We start from the raw sequence: 25,742 nt of genomic DNA on the forward strand, positions 1-25,742 counted from the left end.
GTCCTTTCCTATTCGATTGATTCAGATCGCCGCCGAGGCGCGTTGAAGGATGTCGATGTAACCATCCGCCTGCCAGGCGGAGCGGCCAATGAACAGCCCGTCGATATGAGGCTGGCCGATCAACTCGGCGGCATTTTGCGGATTGACGCTGCCGCCATAAAGCACCGGCGGTATGGCCGGCAGAAGATCGCCGGCGATCTTCTTGATCAGCCCCTGTTGCCTATCGGCATAGTCCGCACTTGCCGGAATGCCCTTGTCGCCAATCGCCCAGACCGGTTCGTAAGCAAACACGATCGTCGCCGCCTTTGCCTGGCCTTCGAGGTATTGCAGCGCGCCATGCACCTGCATGGCCAACACCGCGTCGGCCTGGCCGCTGTTGCGTTGCGCCAATGTCTCGCCGACGCAGATGAGCGGCACAAGCCCGTGCTTTACCGCCGCGGCGGTCTTGAGGCCGACCGCATGGTCGGTCTCGCCGAAATGCTCGCGCCGTTCGCTATGGCCGAGCTCGACGAGGTCGAGCCCGCAGTCTTTCAACATCACCGGCGAGATCTCGCCGGTCCAGGCTCCGGCGTCGGCCCAGTGCATGTTCTGGGCGCCGACCTTGACCCGCGTCGTCGCTAACGCTTTCTTGACCTCGCGGACCGCCGTGAAGGGCGGGATGACGAAGGGCTGGATGCGGTCGTCGAGACCGGGAACGAATCCCGCCAGCGCCTTGGCGAAGTCAGTCGCCTCTGCAAGCGTCTTGTTCATTTTCCAGCTTGTGCCGACCCAGTAAACCACGCGTCCTCCTCAATCCTTCTCGACGACCGTTAGCGAAACACCGGCGGCATCCAACGCCTCGCGCATCTGCGGTCCCAGTTCGCGACCGGTGAAGACGGCGTCGAACGCCTTGAGATCGGTCAGGAAATGCAGGGCCGTGCGGCCGAACTTGCCGTGATCGACCAGCAGATATTTGCGGGCGGCGGCGGCCATCATCAGCCGCTTGGTGTGGACCACTTCCTGGTCCTGGTGGAAGGCGGAAGCGCCGTGGATGGCCGACGACGACAGGAAGGCCACATCGGCGCGCAACGATCTCAACGTGTCCTCGGCAAGCAGGCCGAAGAAACCGTGGAACTTCTTGCTGTACTGGCCACCGAGCGCGATCAGGGTGATCCCTCCAACGCCGGCCAGATCCTGGATGACGGCCAGATTGTTGGAGATCACGGTAAGCGGGCGGAGATCCGCAAGGTGGCGCGCAATGCCGCCGGCCGTCGAGCCGTCGTCGATGATCACCGTCTGGCCCGGTTCGATCATCGCCACGGCAGCAGCGGCCAAACGCTGCTTCTCCTCACCGGCCTGCTTCTGACGGTAGCGGAAATCGCTCTCGAAAAGGCCGCTCGGCTGGATCGAAGCACCGCCGCGCACCTTGCGCAGGAAGCCGTTTTCCTCAAGCTCGTCGAGATCGCGATGCACGGTCATCTTCGACACGCCGAAGCGCGTGGCAAGCTCATCGACACTGGCCGTGCCAGTGTCCATCAGAAAATCCATGATGCCTTGCCGCCGGCCGTCGCTCTTCATTGCCCAGCCTGTTTCCTGAATTCCGGCCCGCTGCGAATCCGCGGTGGCGGAAACGGCGAGCCAAAGCCATTATAACAGAGGAAATCGCATAGGTATCTAAATTTTTGTGATCATGTTACATTTCTTTGGTATATTATTCGCTTTTGATTGCTGTCTTGTAACAAGAATTGCTCCCGGCGCCTTGGCCAAAGGTTGCGGTTCTCCGGAAATCCGGCCAGAAGCATCAGTGGGCTGAACGACGAACGAACGGCTCGCAACCATAGGCTTGAAACCAAATACGGGAGACTATTGGGTGGCTCGCATCACATTGAGACAATTGCTCGACCATGCCGCCGAACACGGCTATGGCGTGCCTGCGTTCAACATGAACAATATGGAACAGGGCCTCGCCATCATGGAGGCCGCCGAGGAGACCAAATCGCCTGTTATCCTGCAGGCGAGCCGCGGCGCCCGCGCCTATGCCAACGACGTCGTGCTGGCCAAGCTGATCGACGCACTGGTCGAAATCCACCCCGATATCCCGGTCTGCATGCATCTCGACCACGGCAACAACGAAGCCACATGCGTGACCGCGATCCAGTATGGCTTCACCTCGGTGATGATGGACGGATCGCTGAAGGAAGACGGCAAGACGCCGGCCGACTACGATTATAATTCCGGTATCACGCGGCGCGTCGTCGATATGGCGCATTGGGGCGGCGTGTCGGTGGAAGGCGAGATCGGCGTTCTCGGCTCCCTGGAGATGGGCGGCGGCGAACAGGAAGACGGCCACGGCGTCGAAGGCGCCGTCAGCCACGACCAGTTGCTGACCGATCCGGAGCAGGCGGTGCAATTCGTCAAGGACACGCATGTCGACGCGCTGGCCGTCGCCATGGGCACCAGCCACGGCGCCTACAAGTTTTCGCGCAAGCCGGACGGCGCGGTTCTGGCCATGAATGTGATCGAGGAGATCCATCGCCGCCTGCCGAACATGCACCTCGTCATGCATGGCTCGTCCTCGGTGCCGGAAGAGCTGCAGGAGATCATCAACAAATATGGCGGCCAGATGAAGCCGACATGGGGCGTGCCGGTCGAGGAGATCCAGCGCGGCATCAAGCACGGCGTGCGCAAGATCAACATCGACACCGACAACCGCATGGCGCTGACCGGCGCGATCCGCAAGGTGCTGACCGAGAACCCGAGCGAATTCGATCCGCGCAAATATCTGACGCCGGCAATGGCCGCTATGAGGAAGCTCTGCAAGGAGCGGTTCGAGCAGTTCGGCACCGCCGGCAACGCTCCCAAAATCAAGCCGCTGCCGGTCTCGGAAATGGCCAAGCGTTACAAGTCGGGCAGTCTCGATCCGAAATTCGGCTGACGTATTCTGGTTCTAAGCAGGAGCCGAATTGGCTCCTGCTTATCTATCCTGTTCGCGGCAAAATCGCCGCCCTGCCGGTCTCGATAAAGGGCGCCCAGTAGTCGACCGACTCGCGGATCATGGCGACGACCTGGTGGTCGACCGGCTCGCGTTCGCGAAACGACAGTTCAAGGCAGATCTCGTTGTCGACGCCGCCGCCGCGGCGAACCGTCTCCAGAAGCTTTTCCGGCGTGATGCGGCCGTCCTTGTTGTAGGCGGCGATGAACGGCCAATGGCCGCCTTTGTTCATCGACGACTGTTTGATGTGGATGATCGGCGATACCCTGGGAAAGGCTTCGGCCCAGGCATAGGGATCGATGTCGGCCGGGTTGCTCGAGGTCACGTCGCCATGGTCAATATCGACCATCATCTTCAACGGAATGGCCATGCCGGCTGCTTCGATCTGGTTGTGCAGTGCCCAGCAACTCTCGATCGTATGGCCGAATTCGCGGCCGACCGACATCGGCTCCCAAAACAGATAGGTTAATCCGGCCGTCTTGGCGTGCTCGGCGACCTCGCGCCAGCATTCCAGCGCGATGTCGAAAAGCCGCGCGCGACGCTCGGGATCGTCGAAATCCCTGTGCGTGAAGATCGCGAACTGCGTGCCCATGCCGCTGGCGCCGAGCTCGGCCGAAATGTCGGCAAAGGTCTTGAACCAATCGACATAGTAGCGGCGCACGTCGGCGTCCGGATGGCCGAAATGGTTGAGCCTCCCATAAGGGCCGGTCATCCCCGACGTCACGCGCACGCCGGTGCGGTCGAGCGCGGTGCGGAACAGGCGGTTGAATTTCGAAATCGTCGCCGCCGGCCAGCCGGGATTGACGAATTCATGCGTGAGCTGCACGTCCCGGATGCCGATGTCGTAGGCGATCGCATCGATCAGATCGTCAGGTTCGGCGAAACGGTTGACCAGCGGATTGGTGTTGAGGGAAAGTGTAAAGGCCATCAGCTTGCTTTCACCAGCCGGCTCGCGCACCAGTCCTCGAAGGCGGCTCTTTCTGCGGCGGACAGATTCAGCCCATGCTTGGTGCGCCGTTCGAGAATATCGGCTGCGGTCAGCGCCCATTCATGTTCGAACAGATAATTGGCCTCGCGTTCGAAAAAATCCTTGCCGAAGCACCGCCCCAGATCGGTGAGCGACCTGGCCGCCCCGACCAGAACGCGTGTCCTGGTGCCGTAGAGCCGGCCATAATGCTTGACCAGCGATGCCGGCATCCAGGGAAATTCGCGGCCGAGATCGCCGAGAAACTGTTCGAAGTCGGCGTTGGCGATATCGCCGCCCGGCAGATGCCCTTTCGACGTCCATGGCTTTCCCATTTTCGGAAAGAAAGGGGCGATCCGGTCCAGCGCGTGCTCCGCCAGCTTGCGGAAGGTGGTGATCTTGCCGCCGAAGACGGAGAGCAGCGGCGCCTGGCCGACTGAGGCGTCGAGTTCGAAAATATAGTCGCGCGTCACCGCGCTCGGATTGTCGGCATTGTCGTCATAGAGCGGCCTGACGCCCGAGAACGAATGGATGACGTCGCTGCGGGCAAGTTCGCGCTTGAAGTAGCGGTTGACGACCTTGATCAGATAATCGATCTCGCCGGCGTCTGCGTTAACGTCTTCCGGTCGCCCTTCGTAAGGGATGTCGGTGGTGCCGATCAGGGCCAGATCGTTCTGGTAGGGATTGATAAAGATCACGCGCTTGTCGCTGTTCTGGACGAGATAGGCCTGCCGCCCTTCCCAGAATTTCGGCACGACGATGTGGCTGCCCTTGACCAGCCGGACATTCCGCTTGGAGTTCTGGCCGGCCACGCGGTTGATGATGTCGTTGACCCAGGGACCGGCGGCGTTGATCAGTGCCCGCGCCCGAACCGTGGTCCTGACGCCGGTTCGGCTGTCGCGCATCTCGACCGACCACAGGCCGTTTTCACGGCGGGCGGCGGTGCAGGCGGTCCGGGTAAAGACCTTGGCTCCCCGTTCCGCGGCGTCGAGCGCATTGATGGTGACGAGACGGGCGTCGTCGACCCAGCAATCGGAATATTCGAAACCGCGCTTGAACGCATCCTTGATCGGCGCGCCTTCGGGCGCGGTGCGCAGGTTGAGTGTGCGGGTGGCCGGCAGCCGCTTGCGGCCACCGAGATGGTCGTAGAGGAACAGGCCGAGCCGGACCAGCCAGGCCGGCCGGTCGTCAGGGCTGTGCGGCAGCACGAAGCGCATCGGCCAGATGATGTGCGGCGCGGATTCAAGCAGCACTTCGCGCTCGATCAGTGCCTCGCGCACCAGCCGGAACTCGTAATATTCGAGATAGCGCAGGCCGCCATGGACGAGCTTTCCCGACCGCGAACTGGTGCCTTCGGCCAGATCGTCTTTTTCGCACAGAATGACGGAAAGCCCGCGGCCAGCTGCGTCGCGCGCGATGCCGGCGCCGTTGACGCCACCGCCGATGACGAAGAGATCGACGATTTCAGTGGCGCCGCTCATCTCGCCGGATCCTCAATGCCTGGACTGTGTTTCATGGCTGCCGCGACCTTCAGCATGGGTTGACCGGTGGGAGCCCGGCGATGAAGCGGCGCACCTCTTCGGCCGCCTGCTCGGCCGCATAGGTCACCGTGCGCACCGATGCGCCGGCGATATGCGGCGTCAGCGTAACATTCGGAAGCTGCAGCAACGGCCAGTCGGCAGGCACCGGCTCGACCGCAAAGGTCTCGAGCATGGCGCTGCCGATATGGCCTGAGACGAGCGCATCGTAGAGCGCGTCGTAGTCGACCAGCGGCCCACGCGCGGTGTTGATGAAGATCACCCCCGGCTTCATCCGGGCGATGGTGTCCTTGTTGATCAGGCCGCGGGTCTCCTCGGTCACGCGAGGATGAAGCGTGACCACATCGGAGCGGGAAAGGAGATCGTCCAGCGCGACCAGTTCGACGCCGGCATTGCAGTCTTCGACGCTCAGTTGCACATAGGGATCGGTGACCAGCATGCGGCAGCCGAAGGCGCGCAGCAGCCGAACCAGCCTGGTGCCGATGTTGCCATAGCCGATGACGCCGACGGTCATTTCGTTGAGCTCGCGGCCGGTGCGGTCGGCCCGGTAGAGATCGCCGCGCCATTCCCCCTTGCGCAATGCTTCGTGCCCAACCCGGATCAGCCGCGTCTCGGCAAGGATCGCACCGATGGTGAACTCGGCCACAGCACTGGCATTGCGGCCGGGCACATTGACCACGGTGATGCCATGGGCCTTGGCGGCGGCCATATCGATGTTGATCGGGCCGCCGCGCGACACCGCGACCAGCTTCAGCGCCGGCAGACGCCGCATCATGGTTTCGGAGAGCGGCGCAAGCTGGGTGACGAAGATCTCGGCGTCGCCGATGAAATCGACGACGTCGTCCGGATCGCCAAAATACTCCTTGACCTTGTCGAGGCCGAGCGCCGCATTGCCGAATTCCATCGGCTCGTCGGGCCAGGCCGCCTCAAGGGTACGAATGTCGAGATTGTCGCCGCAAGCCTTCTCGATCTTCTCGCGAAACACCTCGGGAAGCATGAAACGGTCGCCAATAATTGCAATCTTCTTACGCATGCTCGACTTCTCAATTTGCCTTGGATGCGGCCATCGAACGCCAGACCGGCCGCAGCGCCTCATGCGCCAAGGTGTAGGACGGAACCATCCGCTCGTAGATCGCGGCAAGTTTTCGGTCGCTCGGCTCCGCCGCGCCAAGCAGCGGCGTGACCCATTCGCCGACGCATTCGTCCATCGACTTGTACTGGCCGACACAGACCGCCGCGATCATTGCGGCACCCGCCGCACCGGCCTCCTCGCGTTGGCTGGTGCGAATGTCGGCGCCGACGACAGCACCCAGGATCTTGCGCAGAGCCGGGCTTCTGGCCGCACCGCCGGTCAGCCGGATCTCGCTCGGTAGCGGCCCCATGGCGGCATAGCAATCGCGCGACGCGAAGGCCAGTCCCTCGATAACGGCGCGGACCATGTCGGCGTAACCGTGCCGCGACGAGATGCCGACGAAACCGGCCCTGGCATTGGCGTCGACGAACGGCCCGCGCTCGCCGGCCTCCGACACATAGGGCTGATAGAGCAGCGAGGCCGGCTCCGATGACGATATCCATTCATCGACCAGCGCGATCATCTCGCCATTGGTGCGCGTGATGCCTTGCGAAGCGAGAATGCCGGCGGCGAGACCCAGGACCCAATCGATGTTGAGTGTCGCAGCCATGTTCGACTGCATCTGCGCAAAGACACCGGGCACCGGCATCGTCATCGTATAGCCGGTCGCGGCCTCGTTGAGCAGCACCTCGTCCGGCGTCTGCGCAAGCCGCATATGCATGCCGGTGGAGCCGATGATGGAGCAGCCGGGCCTGCGCTCGCGATCGAGCAGGCCGGCGCCGAGCGCGGTGCAGGCCACGTCAACATAGGCCAGCACGACCGGCGTACCGGCAAACAGACCGGTCGCTTCGGCAGCCGCTGCCGACAGGCCGGCGCTATGCCTGGTGCCGTCGACGATCGGCGGCAGCAGATGCCTGAGGTCGGTGACCCCGAGCACCTCAAGCACATCGTCGCAATAGCCACGGGTGCGGAAGTCGCCGAAGGTGAAGGTGCCCTCGGACGGATCGGTGGCGCGTTCGCCGGTCAGCCTGAAATAGAGCCAGTCCTTGCAATGGAATGCTGTCGCGGCGGCGGCAAGCATGTCAGGCGCGTTGCGCTTCATGAAGGCTAGTTGCGGTCCCTGCTGGCACGCGGCCAGCCCGCTGCCGGTCTTTTCGAAGCGGTGCCGGTCATCGGGCCGCGCACGGATCTCCTCGACGATCGCGGCAGCGCGCGCGTCGAGCCACAGCCAGCCTTTGGCGACCGGCTCACCGTCCTTGTCGATCAGCCAAGTGCCATCGCCCTGCCCGGTCACGGCGACCGCGATGGTGCGGCTGGCGAGGTCCGGGACCTTGTCGGCAAGCTGGCGCAAGGTGGTCGCAGTATCGGCCCAGGTGCGCGCCAGATCCTGCTCGGCGCCGCCGCCCGGCAAGGTCTCATACCGGTTCGGCAACGCCGCGGCCGCGAGTTGCCGGCCCGCCGTGTCGAAGGCGACGGACTTGATGACAGACGTGCCGGCGTCGATGCCGATCAGCACATCCCGCATCAGGCAAGCTCCATGCCGTGCGAAATGGCCATGCCGCTGGACTGATCGAAGACGTGCAGGTTCTTCGGATCGATGCTGATGTTGATCGGCGCGCCAAGCTCCAGCCGGGTCCGGTCGTGTTCGACCAGGACCAGCGACCCGCCGGCGAAATCCGCCGCGATGTGCGTCTGGTCGCCGAGCCACTGGTTGGCCGAAACCGTGGCCGGCACGCCATCCTTCGAGCGGCGAACAGCATAGGGCCTTATGCCGATGACGACCCGCTCCCGTTTGAGCAACTCGTCGCGAACCGAGCCGCTGAACGCGTCCTTGTCATAGTCGAGCGAAAGTCCGTCGGGCAGCCGCAGATTGATCTTGTCGGCAGCCGTGCCGACATAGGCCTCGAAGACATTCATCGGCGGCTCGCCGACGAAGGTGCCGGTGAACAGGTTGGCCGGCCGCTGCTTGAGCATGTCGGGCGTGTCAAACTGCTGCAGCACGCCGCCTTCCATCACCGCGATCCGGTCGGCAAGCGCGTTGGCCTCGGTCTGGTCGTGGGTGACCAGGATAGCGGTCAGGCCGCGCTCCTTGATGAAGTGCTTGATGCGGCCGCGCAGCACGGCGCGAAGCTGCGGTTCGAGCTGGCCCATCGGTTCGTCAAGCAAATGCAGATCTGCCTCGCGGATCAGCGCACGGCCGAGGCTGGCGCGCTGCTGCTGGCCACCGGAGATGGAACTCGGATAGCGCTCCAGAATGTCCTCGATCTCGAGCAGCTTGGCGATGCTGGCAACCTTCGCATCGACCTCACCTTTCCGCAGCTTGGCCGCCTTGAGCGCAAACGCCATGTTCTCGCGCACCGTCAGCGGCGGGTAAAGCGAATAGCCCTCGAACGCCATCGCCACATTGCGCTTGACCGGAGGCAGCGTGTGCACCTTGCGGCCGGCAACCGAGATGATGCCGCGCGAGACCTCCTCGAAACCGGCGATCATGCGCAATGTCGAGGTCTTGCCGCAGCCGGACGAGCCGAGCAGGGCGACGATCTCGCCCCTGCCGATTTCCATCGTCAGGTTCTGGACAGCGTGCACGCCCCTGTCGATCGGGCCGTAGAACTTGTCGACACCGGAAATGGTGAGTGCGCTCGGGCTCATGCCGCTTCTCCGCTGCGCAAATTGACGACGTTCCTGGCGCCGATGCGGTCACCGCTCGTATGATCGAACAGCAGGGCGCTTTTGCCGTCGACGGCGATATGGGCCCTGCCCTCGGTTTGACCCGGTGTTCCGGCCGGCCGGGAGACCAGGATTTCACGGCCGCGCACGGTGCGCACCAGCGTGACGATCTTTTCATTGAGCGGCGTCTCCGCCTCGACCGTCACCGGAATGGCAGCGGGCGAGCTTTCATCGACGAAGCTCAGCGCTTCCGGCCGCAAGCCGATCACGCAATCGCGGCCGACCGTCGCGTCATAGGCGCCCGTCAGATGGACCTGAACATTCGACAGGCCGACATAGATGCCCTTGGCGTCACGCGACGGCTTGACGTCGAGCAGGTTGATGGTCGGGTCACCGAACAGCCGCGCGATCTCGATGTTGGCCGGCTCACGATAGATCTGCTCGGGCGTGCCGAGCTGCTTGATGACACCTTGCGACATTACCGCGATGCGGTCGCCGAGCGCCATGGCCTCCTTGTAGTCCTGGGTGACGTAGACGACGGTCGCGCCACGGTCGGCCAGCAGCCTCGGCAGTTCCAGCCGCATTTCGAAGCGCAGTTTGGCATCGACGTTGCGCAGGGGATCGTCGAGCAGGAGCACCGGCGGCGAGCCGACCAGAGCGCGGGCGAGCGCGGTGCGCTGCTTCTGGCCGTTGGACAGCGCCCGTGGCTTATGGCTGAGCACGTGGCCGATCTTCAGCAGCTTGGCGACGCCCTCGACGCCCGCCTTCATCGCACTTTGCGTCGAACGCTTGGCCTGAAGCGGTGTCGCAATGTTGTCGAAGGCGGTCATGTGCGGAAACAGCGCGAAATTCTGGAACGCCATGCCGACGCCGCGGAACTCGGCGTCAAGATCGGTCATGTCCTCGCCGCCGATGAAGATCTTTCCCTCATCGGGGTCGATGACGCCGGCGACCAGCCGCAGCAGCACCGTCTTGCCGGCGCCGGACGGTCCGAACAGGACAAGGGTTTCGCCATCGGCAACGGTCAGCGACAGATTGTCGAGAACAGTCTGGCTCTTGTAGCGCTTGACGACATTTCGCAGTTCGAGGCTGGCCATGAGAACTATCCCTTTACCGCGCCGAGCGACAGGCCTTCGACGAGATAGCGCTGCGCATAGAGGGCGAGCGCCAGCGTCGGCGTGATCGACAGCACGATCGCCGCCGAGATCTGGCCGTACTGGATGCCGGAGGAGGTGATGAAAGCCAGCGCGCCGACCGTCACCGGCTGCTTATCGGCCGAGGCGAGCACGAGCGCGAAGACGAAATTATTCCAGGCGAAGATGAAGGCGAGCAGGCCGGCAGCCGCGATGCCGGGGCCGGCAAGCGGCAGCGCGATCTTACGGAAGGTGGCGAACCAGGAATGGCCGGCAATGCGATAGGCGTATTCGATATCGGCCGGGATGTCCTCGAAATAGCCGCGCACGATCCACAGGATCAGAGGCAGACAGATCAGCTGATAGACCCAGATCAGCCCGATATAGGTGTTTGCCAGTCCAAGCTTCTGGAAATAGAGGGTGAGCGGCAGCAGCACCAGCAACGCGGGCGCGAACCGGAACGACAGCAGCGTGAAGGCAATATCCTCCGAGCCGCGAAACTTATGCCGGGCAAAGGCATAAGCCGCCGGAACGCCGAGCAGCAGCGCGACGGCGACCGAGGTGACCGACAGGAACACCGAATTCCAGAGGTTGCGCATGAAGGCGATGTCGAGCGTGCCGGCTGCCGTCGTCAGCTTTCCGGTGATCAGCGCGGTGTAGTTGGCCAGCGTCGGCTTGAAGACAAGCTGCGGCGGAATCCGCAGGATGGTCTCGTTGGTCTGGAACGACATCATGAGGATCCAGACGATCGGGAACATGAAGAAGATAACGACCAGCGTCAGCGCTATGCCGCGCAGGATGCGTTCGAGAAGCGAGGTGTGTTCCATCTCAGCCTCCTATGCCTGGCCGCGGGCGCGTTCGCGCAGCCGCAGCCAATTCTTGATGAAGATGTTGGAGAGGAAATAGGTGATCGCCCACAGGATGATCATCAGTGCTGCCGAGCGGCCGACATTGGTCGACTGGAAGAAGTTGAGATAGGCCTCGACCTGGAAGACGGTCAGCGTATCGCCCGGCCCCCCCTGGGTCATGGCATAAATGATGTCGAACTGCTGGATGGAATCAAGCAGACGGAACAGCGTCGCCGTCAGGATGTAGGGTGTCAGCATCGGCAAGGTGATGCGGAAGAACACGAAACTCCTCGGCACGCCGTCGAGGGCTGCCGCCTCGAACGGCTGCGTCGGCAGGCTGCGCAGGCCGGCAAGCAGCAGGATCATGATGAAGGGTGTGTAGACCCAGATGTCGACAAGAACCACCGTGAAAAGTGCGGTCGACGGAGACGAGGCCCAGCGGAAATCCTGCAGTCCGATCAGGCTGGCGAGATAGCTCAGCACGCCGAAGCCGGGATTGGTCATCAGCTTCCACATCAGCGCGGCAAGCGCCGGCGCCGTCATTAGCGGCATCAACAGCATGATCGAGATGAAATTGTTCAGCGTCGAGCGCTTCTGCAGCAGCATGGCGATGCCGAGACCGAGAAGCAGTTCGAGCAGGACGGTGATACCGGCATAGAGCAGCGATATCTCCAGCGTGTTCCAGAACCTCGGGTCGGTGAAAAAGGAGATGTAATTGTCGCCCCAGTTGAACTGCCGCGCCCAGGGCTGGCTCAGCCGATAGCGCTGGAACGAATAGACGACCGATGTGAAGAACGGGATCAGGATGCCGATGCAGACGAGCAAGGCCGGCAGGCTGAGTACATAGGGCAGCACTTTCTTGCTGATCCTGAAGCCGGAAGGCCTGTTTCTTTGCATTGTCGCCGCAGTCATCGTTGCTCACCCGTCATCTCTGTTGCTTCGCCCTGCCGGCCGCCCAGGGAGCTAGGCGGCCGGTGGGCGAGTGGCGGCACCGCCAGTGTTTGAGCATCGGATTTTCCCAAAACCGGTTTCCACTTTTGGGTCCGATGCTCCGGGCGCCGCTTCGCAGTGGAATGGCCGGCTGGCCCGCAGAAGCGGGCCAGCCGGCCGCCAGGACTCAGCCGAGCCCGGCTTCCTTGAGCTGGCCGTCGACGCTGGTGGCCAGCATGTCGAGGCCTTCGTCGATCGGCACTTCCTTGGCCACCATCTTCTGCAGCGTCGCCGCCCATTCGGTGGTGAGATCGAAGAACAGCGGCTGCGGGGTGAACTTGATGCTGGCGCCGGGCGCCGAAACGTCGAACATCTCGACATAGCCCGGATAGCTCTTGTTCAGCTTCTCGCGGAACATCTGGTCGTTCCAGACCGACTGACGCACCGGATTGACGAAGTCCATCTCGGTCGCACCGAACAGTGCATGCTCGGGCCCGGATGCCCATTGCATGAAGTACCAGGTGGCGTCCTTGTCCTTCGAGAAATTGGACATCGACAGCGACCAGATCCAGATATTGGGCGTTGGAGCCTTGGCGGCGGGATTGGCCTTGAAGGCAGAGAAGGCGAGCTTGCCTGCCATCTTGTTGTCGCCGCCGTTCATGAAGTAGCCGAGGATGTCGGCGTCGAAGATCATCGCCGAGGCGCCGGCGCCAAGGTCGGTGCCGACCTGATACCAGGTGTAGGTCGACCAGTCCTTGGGGCCGCTCTCCTGGATCATCTGGACCCATTGCTTGTGGAAGGCCTTGGATTCGGCGGTGTTCATCGCGGCCGACAATTTGCCGTCAGCCGAGACGTTCAGGTCCTTCTGGTCAAAGTTGGCATAAGCCGACAGGAAGCCGGGATGGATCGTCGCCCAGGAGCGTGAACCGCGCACGCCGATGCCGTAGACGCCACCACCAACATCCTTGGTGAGCTTGGCCGCCGTAGCGACCATCTCGTCCATATTGCCGGGAACGCTGACGCCGACCTTGTCGAACATACCCTTATTGTAGGTGATGTTGTTCTGTTCGAAGCCCCACGGAATGCACCACTGCTTGGCGTCGTCGGAACCGAGCACGCCGCCAGGCTGACCGTTCCAGGCGCAGGACTTCCTGACACCGGGCAGGAAGTCGTCCCAGGCATAGTTCACGTTGGTCTTGGTCGGATCCTTGATCCACTCGTTAAGGTCGGTGATCCAGCCGGCCGGGCCATAGGTCCAGGTCATGTAGGCGCCGGTCATGAAGGCATCGTATTCCGGCGAGCTGGCCGACAGCGCAGCGGTGACCTTGTCGAAATAGACATCCTCCGGGAAGACGTCGTAGACGACTTCCATGCCGGTCAACTTCTTGAAGTTTTCAAGGTTGGCGATCATCGCATCCGCGTAAGGATGCTTGTTGAGCAAGAGCTTGATGGTCTTGCCCTTGTGCGCCTGCCAGTCGAAGTCCGCCGCCAGCGCACGGGTCTGCCCCAGATTGAGCAGCGTGCCGGCCGTGCCAGCGGCAAGGCCCATCGCGCCAAGACCCTTGATCAGCCCACGACGATCAACTTGTCCGCGCAGGAACGCATCGATCAGGTCTTTTTCTTTCTCATGCATTTGTCTTCTCCTCCACAGGGTAGTTTCAATCGAATGGCTGCCGGCTACCCGACCGGCGTCTGCTCCACGAGTGATCGCGCCGTCCGCTCATCGGTGACCAAGCCCTTGAGATAGCGGCCCTCCAACACCGATTTGATGGCACGAACCTTCACCTTGCCGCCGGCAACGGCGACAATCCTGCGATTGCTGATGTCTTCGCGCGCCAGGGCCAGCGCCCGGTTGGAAAGGGTCGTCTCGACCGCTTTTCCAGCATCGTCGAAGAAATGGCCGAGCAGTTCGCCGACGCCCCCCTTGCGGCGAATCTCTTCCATCTCGCCCTTCTCGATCATGCCGGTGGCGACCAGCGACGCCTCGCGCTCGGCGGTGCCGATACCGGCAATGAGCAGGTCGGCGGCCTTGCCGAGATCGAAGACCTCGCTGATACCCTTCTGCCCGAGCAGCACGGTTCGGTCCTCGACCGTGTTGGCGAACATCGGCACCGGCATCACATAGGCTTCCGCGCCGGTCCGTTCGGCCAGACGGTGAATGACATCGTGCGGATTGGCCGAGAACTTGCGCGTCAGGCCGCCAAGCAGCGAAACGAAGCGGGTCTTTTCGGCCGATATGCGCGGCAGATATTCGACGCAGGCGGCCAGCGTGCGGCCATGACCGACGCCGATCAGCGTGTCCTCGCCGCGTTCGATCTCACGCTTGAGGAATTGCGCACCGGCGATGCCGAGCGCCTTCAGCGGCAAGTCTTCGCCATCGAAGTCGGGGACGACCTCGCAATAATCGAGGCCGTAGCGGCTGGACAAATCGTCTTCAAGCGCGACGCATTCCGACACTTCGCCGTCGATATAGACTTTGACCAAGCCTTCCTGATTGGCCTTGGTGATGAGGCGATGCGCCTTGAGGCTGGTCAGGCCAAGCCGCTTGGCGACCTCCGATTGGGTCAGGCCGCCAGCATAATGAAGCCAGGCGGCACGCGTCGCCATGCTGGTTTCATCGTCGCGCAGGAGGCCGTTTCCAAAACCAACCATTTCCGCCCTAAGATATTTTTATCAATCGGTGCAAAATTTTTCACAAGCCGCCGCCGGAGTCAAGCACCGCGTGGTTCAAATCACGCTAAGCGGGCCAAAAACAGGGTTCGGCCCGCTGTAGCGCGATCGACACCTCATTGGCCCGGCCGAGGATTTAAAACGTTTGCAATCTGACTGGAACCCATTACAAACGCTTCAAACACTTCGATTGGGAGGAACGGTGCCGGCCCGCGTCACCAAGCTCAAGGAACTTGCAGCGCAGCTCGACCTGTCGATCACCACGGTGTCGCGGGCGCTTGCCGGTCATCAGCAGATCGCCTTGAAGACGCGCGAGCGCGTCACTGAAGCCGCGCGCCAGGCCGGTTACGTGCCCAACACGGCAGCCCGCACGCTGGTCTCCGGCCGCAGCGGCTTTGTCGGCATGGTGCTGCCGATCCGCGGCCCCAATCTGGTCGATTCCTTCCTTGGCGAATTCGTCACCGGGCTTGGCGAAGGGCTGGTTTCGCATGGCACCGATCTGATCCTCGCCGCCGCGGCGCAAGGCCAGTCGGAACTTTCCGTGCTTCGCCATGTTGTCGAATCCGGACGCGCCGATGGCGTCGTCGTCACCCGCATCGCCGAGGTCGACGAACGGCTCGCCTATCTGCGCCAACGCAATTTCCCATTCGTCGCCCATGGCCGGCTGCTCGACACCGACTTCGCCTACAACTGGCTAGACACCGATGGCGCGCACGCCTTCGGTGAAGCCTTCGACATGCTCTACGATCTCGGGCACCGCCATTTCGGGCTGGTGACGATCGCCGAGCCGATGACGTTTCGCCATCTGCGGCAAGACGGGCTCGCCGCAGCGATCGCGCGCCGAGGCGATCCGTCGGTCAGGCTCGATGTAGCGACGGCGCCGCGCTTCGATCGCGGCGCCCGCATCCAGGCCATCAACCGGCTGCTGCATGCTGACGAGCGGCCGACGGCTATCGTCGCGCTGTTCGACGAGCTGGCGCTCAGCGTCATGGAAGAGGCCGCCCGCGCCGGCCTGGTCATCCCTCGCGACCTTTCCGTCATCGGCTTCGACAACATCGCCGCCTCGGCCTATGCACCGCCCGGCCTCACTACATTCGATGCGTCGATCCGCCAATGCGCGCGCGAGATCGGCGAGATGCTGTTGACCGTCATCGGCGACAAGTCCGCCGCGCCGCTGACACGGCTGATCCGGCCGACATTGGTTTCGCGGGCAAGCCATGGCCCGGCACCCATAGGACCGGCACCCACAGGACAAAACTGAAGCCGGGCGGCGCACAACCAGGGAGGAAGACCACGATGAATGCGTTGAAGACACTGGCAGGCGCCGCACTCGCGCTGTCGATGGCGATCGGCGGCGCGCAGGCCCAGGTGCTGTTCTGGTCGACGCAGGCGCGGCCTGTGGAGGAGACGCAGAAAATGCGCAGCGAAGTGCTGAAGTCGTTTGACGGCCAGGTCGACTACCAAGTCGCCGAGGACGGGCCCTGGCTGACCCGCCTCCAGGCCGAGCTGCAGGCCGGCTCCGGCACCATCGGCGTACTCGGCGGCCTGCACGGTGACTTCTCCACGGTCGGCGCGAACCTTGTCGATCTGTCCGGCGTCGATATCGGCGGCGTCAAGCTCAACGAGGCCTACAAGAAGCTCGGCATGCTCGGCACAGGCGACCAGAAATATCTGCCTTGGATGCAGGCCACCTTCCTGATGGCGGCCAACAAGCAGGCGCTGCAATATCTACCGGCCGGCGTCGATCTCAACAAAATCACCTATGACAAGCTGATCGAATGGTCGAAGAACATCGCCGAGAAGACCGGCTCGCCGAAATTCGGCTTCCCGGCCGGACCGAAGGGGCTGAAGCACCGTTTCTTCGAGGGTTTTCTCTATCCGTCCTACACTGGCTCGATGGTGACCAAGTTCCGCTCGGCGGAGGCCGAGACCGCGTGGAACAAGTTCAAGGAATTGTGGCAGTACACCAACCCGAATTCGACCAGCTATGCCTTCATGCAGGAGCCGCTGCTGACCGGCGACGTGTGGGTGGCGTTCGATCACGTGGCGCGGCTTGCCGATGCGTTCAACCAGAAGCCGGACGAGTTCGTCGCCTTCCCGGCGCCAGCCGGCCCGGCGGGTCGCGGCTACATGCCGGTGGTCGCCGGCGTCGCCATTCCGAAGACCGGATATGGACAAGGCCAAGGCGCTGGTTGCCTATATGCTGAAGCCGGAAACACAGATCGCGACGCTCAAGGCCACCAACTTCTTCCCCGTGGTCGACGTAAATCTGCCCGACGACATGCCGGCCTCGGTGAAAGCCTTCGGCCCGGTGATCGCCACCATGACCGGTGCGCCGGATGCGCTGCCGGCATTGCTGCCGATGGGGCTCGGCGATCTGGGCGGCAAGTTCAACCAGGTCTATGTCGACAGTTTCGAGCGTATCGTGCTCGGTGGCCAGGATGTGCGTGGCGTGATCGAGGAACAGGCGACGGCGCTCAAGGCCCTCATCGACCAGGCCAAGGCACCGTGCTGGGCACCCGATAAGCCGTCCGAAGGCGCCTGCCCGGTCGACTAGAATCCTCCCGAGGGGCGTCCGGAACCTGTTGCGTTCCGGGCGCCAGCCGCACCACGCCAAAGGACATGCCATGCACGGCAAGGCCCTGCCCTATCTGCTGCTGATGCCGGCGACGCTGTTCCTTTGCGTCTTCTTCCTCTACCCGTTCGCGCTGGTCGCCTTCGAAGCTTTCACCCGTGACGGCGGCTTCACGCTGGACAATTTTCGAACCATGACCGGCAACTGGAAATTCCCGGTCGCCTTCTGGAACACCATCCTGCTCGCAGCCATCGTCGTGCCGATCCAGCTGGTTATGGCGCTGTTGATGGCTACGGTCGTGTCCAGGCTCGAAACCGGGCGGGGTGCGGCGCTCTACATCTTCGCCATTCCGCTCGGCATCTCCGATCTCGCCGCCGGGCTGATCTGGCTCGCCATTTTCGACCAGTCCGGCTTCCTCAACACTCTGCTGTCGAACCTCGGCCTCGTCGACAGGCCCGTCATGTTCCTCGGCTACCAGAGCAAGCTGACCATCTTCGTCGCCGTGATACTGGCCGAGATCTGGCGCGCGACTGCGATCATGATGGTCATCCTGGTCGCTGGCATGGGGCTCATCCCCCGGGAATATCACGAGGCGGCCGAAGTCTTTGGCGCGAGCCCGTGGAAGCGCTTCGTCAAAATCACGCTGCCCTTGCTGCGCCCTAGCCTGCAGACGGCGATCATCCTGCGCGTCATCCTCGCCTTCGAGGTTTTCGCCGTGGTGGCGGCGCTCGGCGGCACCAATTTGCCGGTATTGATGGGTGAGACCTACAACTGGCAGTTCTCGCTGCAGGACCGCAACGTTGCCGCCGCCTTCGCCCTGCTCATCCTCGCCATCTCGGTCGGCCTCACGCTGTTCTTCCTGCGTGTGCTGCGCGTGCCGAAGGAAGCGCGCATATGAGCGCCGTCGCAGAGATGCCAATCCCCGCGCCCGCGACCCGCAAGGCCGGCAACTGGCTGCTGGTCGCCACCGTCATCCTGCTATCGGTCTGGGTGCTGCTGCCGATCTATCTTCTGATAGTCAATGCCTTGTCGTCGCCGGAAGAGGTCACTGCCTTTCCGAAACGCTTCTTCCCTTCCTTCGATTTCGGCAGCCTGTCTTTCTTCATCAATTTCGCCGGCGTCGGCCGTGCGCTGTGGAACTCGGTCCTCGTCGCCACGCTGACGATGATCCTCTCGATCGGTTTCGGCGCGCCCGCCGGCTACGCGCTGTCGCGCTTCGATTTTCCGGGCAAGGGCACGTTCCGCTTCCTGGTGCTGATGACCCGCGCCTTTCCGCTGCCGCTGCTGGCGCTGCCGCTTGCGGTGATGTTCATCCGCACCGGCCTCGACGACACCGCCATCGGGCTGGCGCTGGTCCACACCACGCTGGCGCTGCCCTTCGCGGTGCTGATCACCTTCTCACTGTTCTCAGGCATTCCGGTAGAGCTCGAGGAAGCGGCGTGGACGCTCGGCTGCACCCGCCTGCAGGCCTTTCGCAAGGTCATCCTGCCGCTGGCACTGCCCGGCATCGCGGCCTCGGCGGTCTTTGCCTTCACCATCTCCTGGAACGAGGTGTTTGCCGCCGCCGTGCTCACGATCGAGAACCGGACGCTGACCGCCTTCCTGCTGCAGAGCCTCGGCGAGTCGCCGCTCTATCTCAAATTCGCAGGTGGGGCTGCACTGGTCATCCCAGCGCTGATCTTCATCTTCGCCGTCCGCAAATACCTGTTCGCCATGTGGGGGATCGCCAACCGATGACGCGCGATAGGGAGAAAGCCGATGGCTGAGATCGCCATAAAACAAGTGGCCAAACGCTTCGGCGGCTTCACCGCGCTGCATTCGATAGACCTCACCATCGCCGACCAGGAGTTCATGGTGCTGCTCGGCGCCTCGGGCTGCGGCAAGACGACATTGCTCAGGATCGTCGCCGGATTGGAAATGCCGAGCCAGGGCGAGGTCTGGATCGGCGGCCGTCGCGTCGATCATCTGCCGCCGCGCGACCGCGGCATCGCCATGGTGTTCCAAAGCTATGCGGTCTTTCCGCATCTGACCGTGTTCGAGAACATCGCCTTCGGCCTGCGCATGAAGAGATTGCCGCAGCAAGAGGTCGAGCGCCGCGTCAACCGCACCGCCGAGCTCATGCATATCGAGCAATTGCTGAAACGCTATTCGGGCCAGCTTTCCGGCGGCCAGCGCCAGCGCGTCGCCGTCGCCCGCGCGCTCGCCATGGAGCCCGACGTCATCCTGATGGACGAGCCGCTGTCCAATCTCGACGCGCTGCTCAGGCTCGAAATGCGCGCCGAACTCAAGGGTGTGCTCGCCGCGTCCAAGACCACCACCATCTATGTCACTCACGATCAAGTCGAGGCGATGAGCCTCGCCGACCGCATCGCCGTCATACATCAGGGCCACATCGTCCAGGCCGCCTCGCCGGTCGAGGTCTATAGCAATCCGGCCGCACGCTTCGTCGGTTCCTTCATCGGCAATCCGCCGATGAATTTCATCCCCGCGACGAAGACTGCGAACGGAAGCTGGACCGTCGCCGGCCTGACGCTGCCCGGTCCCAAATCGGACAAGCACAAAATTGAATTCGCCATTCGCCCCGAAGATGTCGACGCAGGTGACGAGGGGCTGCATGCCACCGTGCGCGTCGTCGAGCCGCTCGGTCCGCACACGCTGGTCACCTGCGACGTCGAGGGTGGGCTGTTTCGCGCCATCCTCGAATCGAATGCCACGATCGCCGTCGGCGACCACCTGCGACTTGCGCCCAAAGCCGATCGCATCCGCTGGTTCGATCCTGAAACCACCAACGCCCTTTGATCCCGCGAACGCCCTTCAATCGCGCCAACGCCCTTCAATCCTGAAAGTACGAACGCTTCAATGATCTCTCTTGCCGTCAACGAAACCATCGCCCGTGCCGTCGAGGTGCTCAGGGAAAACGACCACGGCGACTATACCATCCCGACCAAGGGCCTCTATCCGTTCCAGTGGAACTGGGATTCCTGCCTGACCGCGCTCGGTCTTGCCCACTATGACGAGGCGCGCGCCTGGACCGAGATCGAGACGCTGTTCGCCCATCAATGGCCGGACGGCATGGTGCCGCATATCGTCTTCCATGTCCTGAACGACAGCTATTTCCCCGGACCGGAGGTCTGGAGGACCAATCGCCCGACTGCCACCTCCGGCATCACCCAGCCGGCGGTGGCGGGCTTTGCGGTTCGCCGCCTGTTCGACCGGGCCAGGGACAAGAAACTGGCCGCCGAGCGCGCCCGCGCGCTGCTGCCGAAGATCGACGCCTGGCATCGCTGGTTCTACGAAAACCGCGATCCAAGAGACGAAGGACTGGTCGCCATTATCCATCCATGGGAGTCCGGCCGCGACAATTCCATCGACTGGGACCATGCCTTCGAGCGCGTGCCGACCGAAGGCGTCGAGCCCTATACGCGCCGCGACACCTTGCATGCCGACCCGGCGCACCGGCCGACCAAGGCGCAATATGACCGCTACCTCTGGCTGCTGCAGCATTTTCGCGCACTTGGCTGGGACAATGCAAAACTGCACGATGCCTCACCCTTCCAGATCGTCGATCCCGGCTTCAACGCCATCCTGATCCGCTCAGCGGCCGACCTTGCCGATCTCGCCGAGACGCTTGGCGAAATGGAGATCGCCGACGCTAACCGCAGCCGCGCCAAAAAAGGGCTTTCGGCGATGGAGCGGCTGTGGAGCGATACGTACGGCCAATATCTCTGCCTCGACCGCGTCGCCGGAAAGCTCGTCGACAGCGCCTCCGTCGGAGGCATCCTGCCGGTCTTCTCGGCCATCCCGAAACCCCGCACTGCTGCAATCGCCGCCACCATCGAGCGTATCGCCGGCAAGGCAGGCTACATCGTCCCCTCGCACGATCTCGACGATCCCCGCTTCGACGCCAAACGCTACTGGCGCGGCCCGGTCTGGCTGGTGGTCAACTACATGATCGCCGACGGCCTTGCTGCTGCCGGCTATGCTGATGTCGCCCGGCATATCACCCAGTCCAGCCTCGATCTCATCGCCGATAGCGGCTTTGCCGAATATTACGATCCGCTCAGCGGCGAACCGCTCGGCGGCGGCCGTTTCACCTGGACGGCGGCAATGGTGATCGAATTCCTGAAAGGCAGAGGCTGACGCCCCTCTTTGCTTCAGGCGACCTCCAGTTGCATGGGCCGCCAAGGCCTGCTCCCGTCCACCTGAGCGCATAACTGGGCTGGCCGGCGCCAAACGCCGCGCTTTGCTGGAAGTCCTCCGCCTGCCGAATGGCGGTGGACGTCGCTTGCGGATCAGGCGGATTCGGGCACATTAGGAGAATAGGGGCAGAGACGTATCGATCTTCGCTTCACGAGAGCTACAATAATTCTTCACAAACGGCTATCTATCCTGGCGACAGGCGTTTGGTTCGAGTCACGAGGGGCGCGGCTTGGAATTCGATTTGAAGACCATTGAGGCGCTTGCCCCCGATCAAGCGTCGCTGAGCGCTGCCTCCAAGCTGACCAAGCGATCGAACTGGCCGCGGCTGGAAAAGAATGAGCAGCAGGCGCTCATCTGGGGTGAATGTCAGGGCTCCGGTTCCAATCCTTATCGAGTGGTGGTCGACACTGGCGACCACAGCTACAAATGCACCTGCCCGTCGCGAAAATTCCCGTGCAAGCACACGCTGGCCCTGATGTGGATTGCCGCCACTGCGCCAGCCAGTTTTGCAGCCGCTGAATCGATACCGGAATGGGTGAATGACTGGCTTGGCCGGCGCAGGAAGACGACGCCAGCGCCAGGGCAACCGACATCCGGCGCGGCAGCCAAGAGCATCGATGAAGCCGCACGGACGGACGAGAGCGCCGCGGTCGAAGACGTAGCGGCGGTGGAGCGTCGCGAGGCAGCGCAGCGCAAGCGGGCGGGAGACACGCGAGAAGCAGTGTCGGCGGCGCTCGATGAGCTCGACCAATGGATCGCCGATCAGTTGCGGCTTGGACTTTCCGGGTTTGTCGACGGCAGCAGCGACCGTTGCCGCCGGATTGCCGCCCGGCTGGTCGACATGAAGGCAACCGCGCTTGCCGGTCGCATCGACGAGATCCCACCGCGGCTCATGGCGCTGCGCAGTGAGGAAAGACCAGATGCTGCGATCCGCGAGCTTGGCAAGCTTGTGCTGCTGGCCAAGGCGTGGCGGTCGGCGCCCGACGATCCCGAGTTGAAGCGCCTTGTATCGACGTCTGAGACCCGCGAACAGGTTCTGGCCAATCCCAATGCAAGACAGGTCGAAAGCTTCTGGGAAGTTCTGGGCGAGAAGATCGAGAGCCGCCGTGACGGTCTCGTCAGCCATTCGACCTGGTTGCTAGATCTGAAGAGCACTACCCCGAAATTTGCCGTGCTGCTCGATTATTTTCCGGCTTCTGCCGGACGCCGGTCCAACGCTTTTGCTCCGGGCGATCGTTTCGATGCTCGGCTGGTCTTCTATCCATCACGCAAGCCGCTCCGCGCACTGGTGGCGGAGCGCATGGGTGAAGTGATGTCCGGCGCGTGGCCTGATTTCAGCTTCGGCGCTGCAAAGGACCCACTCGCCACGCATGCTTCCTATCAGGATGCTGCGCCTTGGATCACCGACTGTCCTCTCATGCTGCCGCCTGGTGCGATCCTGGTCGACGACCGCGGCACAGGCTGGTGGCAGGCCGCGGATGATCCGCAAGGGATCGCCTTGCCGATCGCAGGCGCTGTCAATCAAACATTGCTCGGCCTCGACCTTGCGGCCACGGCAGCGCTCTGGGATGGCGCCCGGCTTGACCTTCTGGCGGCTCAAAGCGGATTCGGGAGACTTGACCTGTCGTGAACGAGGGCGAGCAAACAGGCCTGGCGACAATGCGCGATTGCTGGATCACCGGCGGAGCCACCTTCGATCTGGCTCCGACCGCCTGGAAGACAATCGCCGGCGGTGCAAGTCCCGACGAGCAGGAGCGCCGGCTCCTGGCAATCGCAGCACAAGCGCTCGACGTCGCCCTGCGGCCGGCGGCGCCGAAGACGCTCAAGCGCCGGCCGCCGCTGCCCAGGCTTGCGCTCCCGATGCTGCCGGAGCGGTTGCGGCCGCTGTTGAGAGCCGCTCTGAAACATGGCGTCGACGCGAGACGCAAGACGCGCGTGGTGACGCTTGTCGCCAGCCGCGGCTTTGTGCTCCATCCGATGGACTGGATGCCCGTCGCGTCGGATCAGAACAGTCCGGACGTCTACGCTCCCTGGATCGACTGGCAAGCAAGCGTGGACGGGGAGAGACATGCCCCGCAAGAGAAACTGACGGCGGAAAATTGGGATGAGTTCTATCCCGCCGCGCGACGCATCGCGCTGGCAGACATGCGCCGCAGTGGACCGGCTTCGGCTCGACTGCTGGTCGAGGCCAAGGCTTCGGGCGAGCCCGCCGAGGTCAGGCTTGCGCTGATCGAACTCATGCGCTTCGGCCTGAATCCTGAGGACGCGCCGTTCCTTAAAAGCCTCTCCGCCGACAGGTCCGGCAAGGTGCGCGAACTGGCTGGCCGACTGCTGGCAAGGTTGGGAGAGCACGGCCGTTCAAACGATGGCGGACCGGGTGATCCCGCAGCTGAACTCGCCGCTTTCATCAGCGAAGGCAAATCCGGCTTCATCCGCCGCCGCAGCATCTACACGCCGGCGAAGTTGAAATCGCCGGCGCAGGAAAAGCGTCGCGCCGAACTGTTCGAGACCTGCAACCTGGTCGACCTCGCCGCGCGGTTCAGTGCTACCGAACCTGAGTTCATAGGAGCCTGGCAATTCGGCGCCGACAACAATGCCGACATCCTGATCGCACGAATGGTCGCCGCGTCAGGGAGCGACGCCGCGGTGACGCATATGGCGGACGCACTTGTCGCCGATGGCGGCAAGCCAGCGCTGTTCGTACTGCACCTCACGCCGCGCCTGGACAGTCGCAGAAAGCGTGTCCTCGTCAGGCTGATCCTGAAAGACTCGAAATATCTTGGTGCTCTCAACCTTGCCGAAGGCATTGAAGCGAGTTGGCTGGAATGGGGCGACCTGACGAATGGCCAGACGCTGCCGGCGTTGCGTTCTGCTGTCGCGGGAAACGACGACATCGTGAAGCGAGGCATCGACGAAATACTGGAAACGATGGGCTTTCTCGCCACTGCGGCGACGGCGGAAAAATTGATCGAGGACGTTGTTGCGGCCGGTATGCCCCCGGCGGCTCCCTCGCTCGTGCTTCTACGTCTCAACGCATCACTGGCGGGGGGCCTGGAACCAACACGTGACCAATCCGGAGAACAGCAAAATGAACGCAGCCATCCGCCTCCCTGTCGAGCAGGCCTACGCCTCTGAATTGCAGGCGCTGGCGCGCGGTGACGACAGGCAAAAGCCTGCCGGCTGGAGCCTGTCGCCACAGGCTGTGCTGACCTATCTGCTGGGCGGGAAGGCCGGCGACGGCACGCCGGTAACGCCAAAATATGTCGGTCGCCGCCGATTGATGGAAACCGCAGTGGCAACGCTCGCCACCGACCGGGCGCTGTTGCTGCTCGGCGTTCCCGGAACGGCCAAGTCCTGGGTGTCTGAACATCTCGCCGCCGCCATCATGGGTGACTCGACGCTGATCGTGCAGTGCACGGCCGGCACCGACGAGAACCAGATCCGCTATGGCTGGAACTATGCGCAACTTCTGGCAAAGGGCCCGAGCCAGGAAGCATTGGTGCCGACGCCGCTCTACCGCGCCATGCAGACCGGCAAGCTCTGCCGGCTCGAGGAACTGACGCGCATGGGGTCGGATGTGCAGGACACGCTGATCACCGTGCTTTCAGAAAAGATGATGCCGATCCCGGAATTGAACACATCGATCTATGCCCAGCGCGGCTTCAACATCATCGCCACGGCAAACAACCGGGACAAAGGTGTGAATGAACTCTCCTCGGCACTCAAGCGCCGTTTCAATGTCGTGGTGCTGCCCTTGCCGGAAGACATGGCGGAAGAGGTGGCGATCGTCTCCAAGCGGGTCGATGAGATGGCCGGCGGGCTCGACCTGCCGGTGCCGAAAAATGTCGGCGAGGAGATCGCCCGCGTGCTGACCATCTTCCGCGAATTGCGGTCCGGTGCGACCGCCGACGGCAAGGTGACACTGAAGACGCCTTCGGGCTCGCTGTCGACCGCAGAGGCGATCGCGACGATGGTTGGCGGGCTCAGCCAGGCGGCGTGGTTCGACAGCGGCAAGCTCGGCGCCGAAGGTCTCGCCGCCAGCCTAGTCGGCGCGATCGTGAAAGATCCGGTACAGGACAAGGCGGTGCTGGAGGAATACCTGGAAACAGTGCTCAAGAAGCGGCCTGACTATGCAGGCTACTATGCGGCCTTGAACGCAGCGATCTGACGCGCC

22 protein-coding genes are annotated in these 25,742 nt (G+C 63.0%); 10 read left to right on the forward strand and 12 right to left on the reverse strand.

Annotation, left to right across the window (positions count from 1 at the left end; translation table 11 throughout):
* Positions 1-21: 21 nt before the first annotated feature.
* Both IHQ72_RS31005 and IHQ72_RS31010 read right to left on the reverse strand, forming a co-directional pair.
* Positions 22-750: a triose-phosphate isomerase gene (locus IHQ72_RS31005; protein ID WP_244602704.1), complete on the reverse strand. Its 729-nt coding sequence runs from the start codon at positions 748-750 to the stop codon at positions 22-24.
* A gap of 39 nt (positions 751-789) precedes the next feature.
* The gene (locus tag IHQ72_RS31010; RefSeq protein WP_258119438.1) at positions 790-1,557 is read right to left on the reverse strand and encodes a DeoR/GlpR family DNA-binding transcription regulator; all 768 of its coding nucleotides are present in this window, start codon (positions 1,555-1,557) and stop codon (positions 790-792) included.
* Positions 1,558-1,849: 292 nt separating this feature from the next.
* Between IHQ72_RS31010 and fba the strand changes: the two genes are divergently transcribed.
* Complete coding sequence (gene fba, locus IHQ72_RS31015) at positions 1,850-2,914, forward strand: class II fructose-bisphosphate aldolase (RefSeq protein ID WP_095483847.1); 1,065 nt, start codon at positions 1,850-1,852, stop codon at positions 2,912-2,914.
* 43 nt (positions 2,915-2,957) lie between these two features.
* Here fba and IHQ72_RS31020 read toward each other — a convergent pair whose 3' ends face one another.
* From IHQ72_RS31020 to IHQ72_RS31065, 10 genes are all read right to left on the reverse strand, one after another.
* A complete protein-coding gene (locus IHQ72_RS31020) occupies positions 2,958-3,899 on the reverse strand; it encodes a sugar phosphate isomerase/epimerase family protein (RefSeq protein WP_258119439.1) in 942 nt (313 codons plus the stop codon).
* Entirely contained in the window at positions 3,899-5,416 is a 1,518-nt protein-coding gene (locus tag IHQ72_RS31025; protein ID WP_258119441.1) for a glycerol-3-phosphate dehydrogenase, read from the reverse strand. Before IHQ72_RS31025 ends, IHQ72_RS31020 begins: the two co-directional genes overlap by 1 nt.
* Positions 5,417-5,465: 49 nt before the next feature.
* A complete protein-coding gene (locus tag IHQ72_RS31030) occupies positions 5,466-6,506 on the reverse strand; it encodes a 2-hydroxyacid dehydrogenase (RefSeq protein ID WP_258119442.1) in 1,041 nt (346 codons plus the stop codon).
* Positions 6,507-6,516: 10 nt separating this feature from the next.
* Positions 6,517-8,070, reverse strand: coding sequence for an FGGY-family carbohydrate kinase (locus tag IHQ72_RS31035; protein ID WP_258119443.1), 1,554 nt, complete (start codon positions 8,068-8,070; stop codon positions 6,517-6,519).
* The gene (locus IHQ72_RS31040) at positions 8,070-9,194 is read right to left on the reverse strand and encodes an ABC transporter ATP-binding protein (protein ID WP_258119445.1); all 1,125 of its coding nucleotides are present in this window, start codon (positions 9,192-9,194) and stop codon (positions 8,070-8,072) included. Before IHQ72_RS31040 ends, IHQ72_RS31035 begins: the two co-directional genes overlap by 1 nt.
* Positions 9,191-10,309 carry an ABC transporter ATP-binding protein gene (locus tag IHQ72_RS31045; protein ID WP_258119446.1) on the reverse strand — a complete coding sequence of 373 codons (1,119 nt, stop codon included), beginning with the start codon at positions 10,307-10,309 and terminating at the stop codon, positions 9,191-9,193. Before IHQ72_RS31045 ends, IHQ72_RS31040 begins: the two co-directional genes overlap by 4 nt.
* Positions 10,310-10,314: 5 nt before the next feature.
* The gene (locus IHQ72_RS31050) at positions 10,315-11,172 is read right to left on the reverse strand and encodes a carbohydrate ABC transporter permease (RefSeq protein ID WP_095518160.1); all 858 of its coding nucleotides are present in this window, start codon (positions 11,170-11,172) and stop codon (positions 10,315-10,317) included.
* A gap of 9 nt (positions 11,173-11,181) precedes the next feature.
* Positions 11,182-12,105, reverse strand: coding sequence for a carbohydrate ABC transporter permease (locus tag IHQ72_RS31055; protein WP_077381507.1), 924 nt, complete (start codon positions 12,103-12,105; stop codon positions 11,182-11,184).
* A 205-nt stretch (positions 12,106-12,310) separates the two neighbouring features.
* Positions 12,311-13,756, reverse strand: a complete 1,446-nt coding sequence (locus IHQ72_RS31060) for an ABC transporter substrate-binding protein (RefSeq protein ID WP_123146896.1) — start codon at positions 13,754-13,756, stop codon at positions 12,311-12,313.
* 44 nt (positions 13,757-13,800) lie between these two features.
* On the reverse strand, positions 13,801-14,775 hold the full coding sequence (locus tag IHQ72_RS31065) for a sugar-binding transcriptional regulator (protein WP_128284199.1): 975 nt from the start codon (positions 14,773-14,775) through the stop codon (positions 13,801-13,803).
* A gap of 220 nt (positions 14,776-14,995) precedes the next feature.
* Here IHQ72_RS31065 and IHQ72_RS31070 point away from each other — a divergent pair, with 220 nt between their 5' ends.
* The 9 genes from IHQ72_RS31070 (at position 14,996) to IHQ72_RS31110 (ending at position 25,736) form a co-directional block, all read left to right on the forward strand.
* Positions 14,996-16,054: a substrate-binding domain-containing protein gene (locus IHQ72_RS31070; protein WP_258119454.1), complete on the forward strand. Its 1,059-nt coding sequence runs from the start codon at positions 14,996-14,998 to the stop codon at positions 16,052-16,054.
* A gap of 35 nt (positions 16,055-16,089) precedes the next feature.
* On the forward strand, positions 16,090-17,319 hold the full coding sequence (locus IHQ72_RS31075; protein WP_258119455.1) for an ABC transporter substrate-binding protein: 1,230 nt from the start codon (positions 16,090-16,092) through the stop codon (positions 17,317-17,319).
* A 101-nt stretch (positions 17,320-17,420) separates the two neighbouring features.
* Positions 17,421-18,266 carry a carbohydrate ABC transporter permease gene (locus IHQ72_RS31080; protein ID WP_258119457.1) on the forward strand — a complete coding sequence of 282 codons (846 nt, stop codon included), beginning with the start codon at positions 17,421-17,423 and terminating at the stop codon, positions 18,264-18,266.
* Positions 18,263-19,105, forward strand: a complete 843-nt coding sequence (locus IHQ72_RS31085) for a carbohydrate ABC transporter permease (protein ID WP_258119460.1) — start codon at positions 18,263-18,265, stop codon at positions 19,103-19,105. The genes IHQ72_RS31080 and IHQ72_RS31085 overlap by 4 nt, the downstream gene beginning before the upstream one ends.
* Positions 19,106-19,126: 21 nt before the next feature.
* Positions 19,127-20,167 (forward strand): ABC transporter ATP-binding protein, encoded by a 1,041-nt coding sequence (locus IHQ72_RS31090; protein ID WP_258119461.1) that lies wholly within the window; start codon positions 19,127-19,129, stop codon positions 20,165-20,167.
* 60 nt (positions 20,168-20,227) lie between these two features.
* Entirely contained in the window at positions 20,228-21,508 is a 1,281-nt protein-coding gene (locus IHQ72_RS31095) for an amylo-alpha-1,6-glucosidase (RefSeq protein ID WP_258119462.1), read from the forward strand.
* Between the two features lie 289 nt (positions 21,509-21,797).
* Complete coding sequence (locus IHQ72_RS31100) at positions 21,798-23,198, forward strand: SWIM zinc finger family protein (protein ID WP_258119464.1); 1,401 nt, start codon at positions 21,798-21,800, stop codon at positions 23,196-23,198.
* The gene (locus tag IHQ72_RS31105) at positions 23,195-24,703 is read left to right on the forward strand and encodes a DUF5691 domain-containing protein (protein WP_258119466.1); all 1,509 of its coding nucleotides are present in this window, start codon (positions 23,195-23,197) and stop codon (positions 24,701-24,703) included. The genes IHQ72_RS31100 and IHQ72_RS31105 overlap by 4 nt, the downstream gene beginning before the upstream one ends.
* Positions 24,657-25,736, forward strand: a complete 1,080-nt coding sequence (locus IHQ72_RS31110; RefSeq protein ID WP_077381511.1) for an ATP-binding protein — start codon at positions 24,657-24,659, stop codon at positions 25,734-25,736. Before IHQ72_RS31105 ends, IHQ72_RS31110 begins: the two co-directional genes overlap by 47 nt.
* The last annotated feature ends 6 nt before the right edge of the window (positions 25,737-25,742 follow it).

Source organism: Mesorhizobium onobrychidis (assembly GCF_024707545.1).
Taxonomy (GTDB): domain Bacteria; phylum Pseudomonadota; class Alphaproteobacteria; order Rhizobiales; family Rhizobiaceae; genus Mesorhizobium; species Mesorhizobium onobrychidis.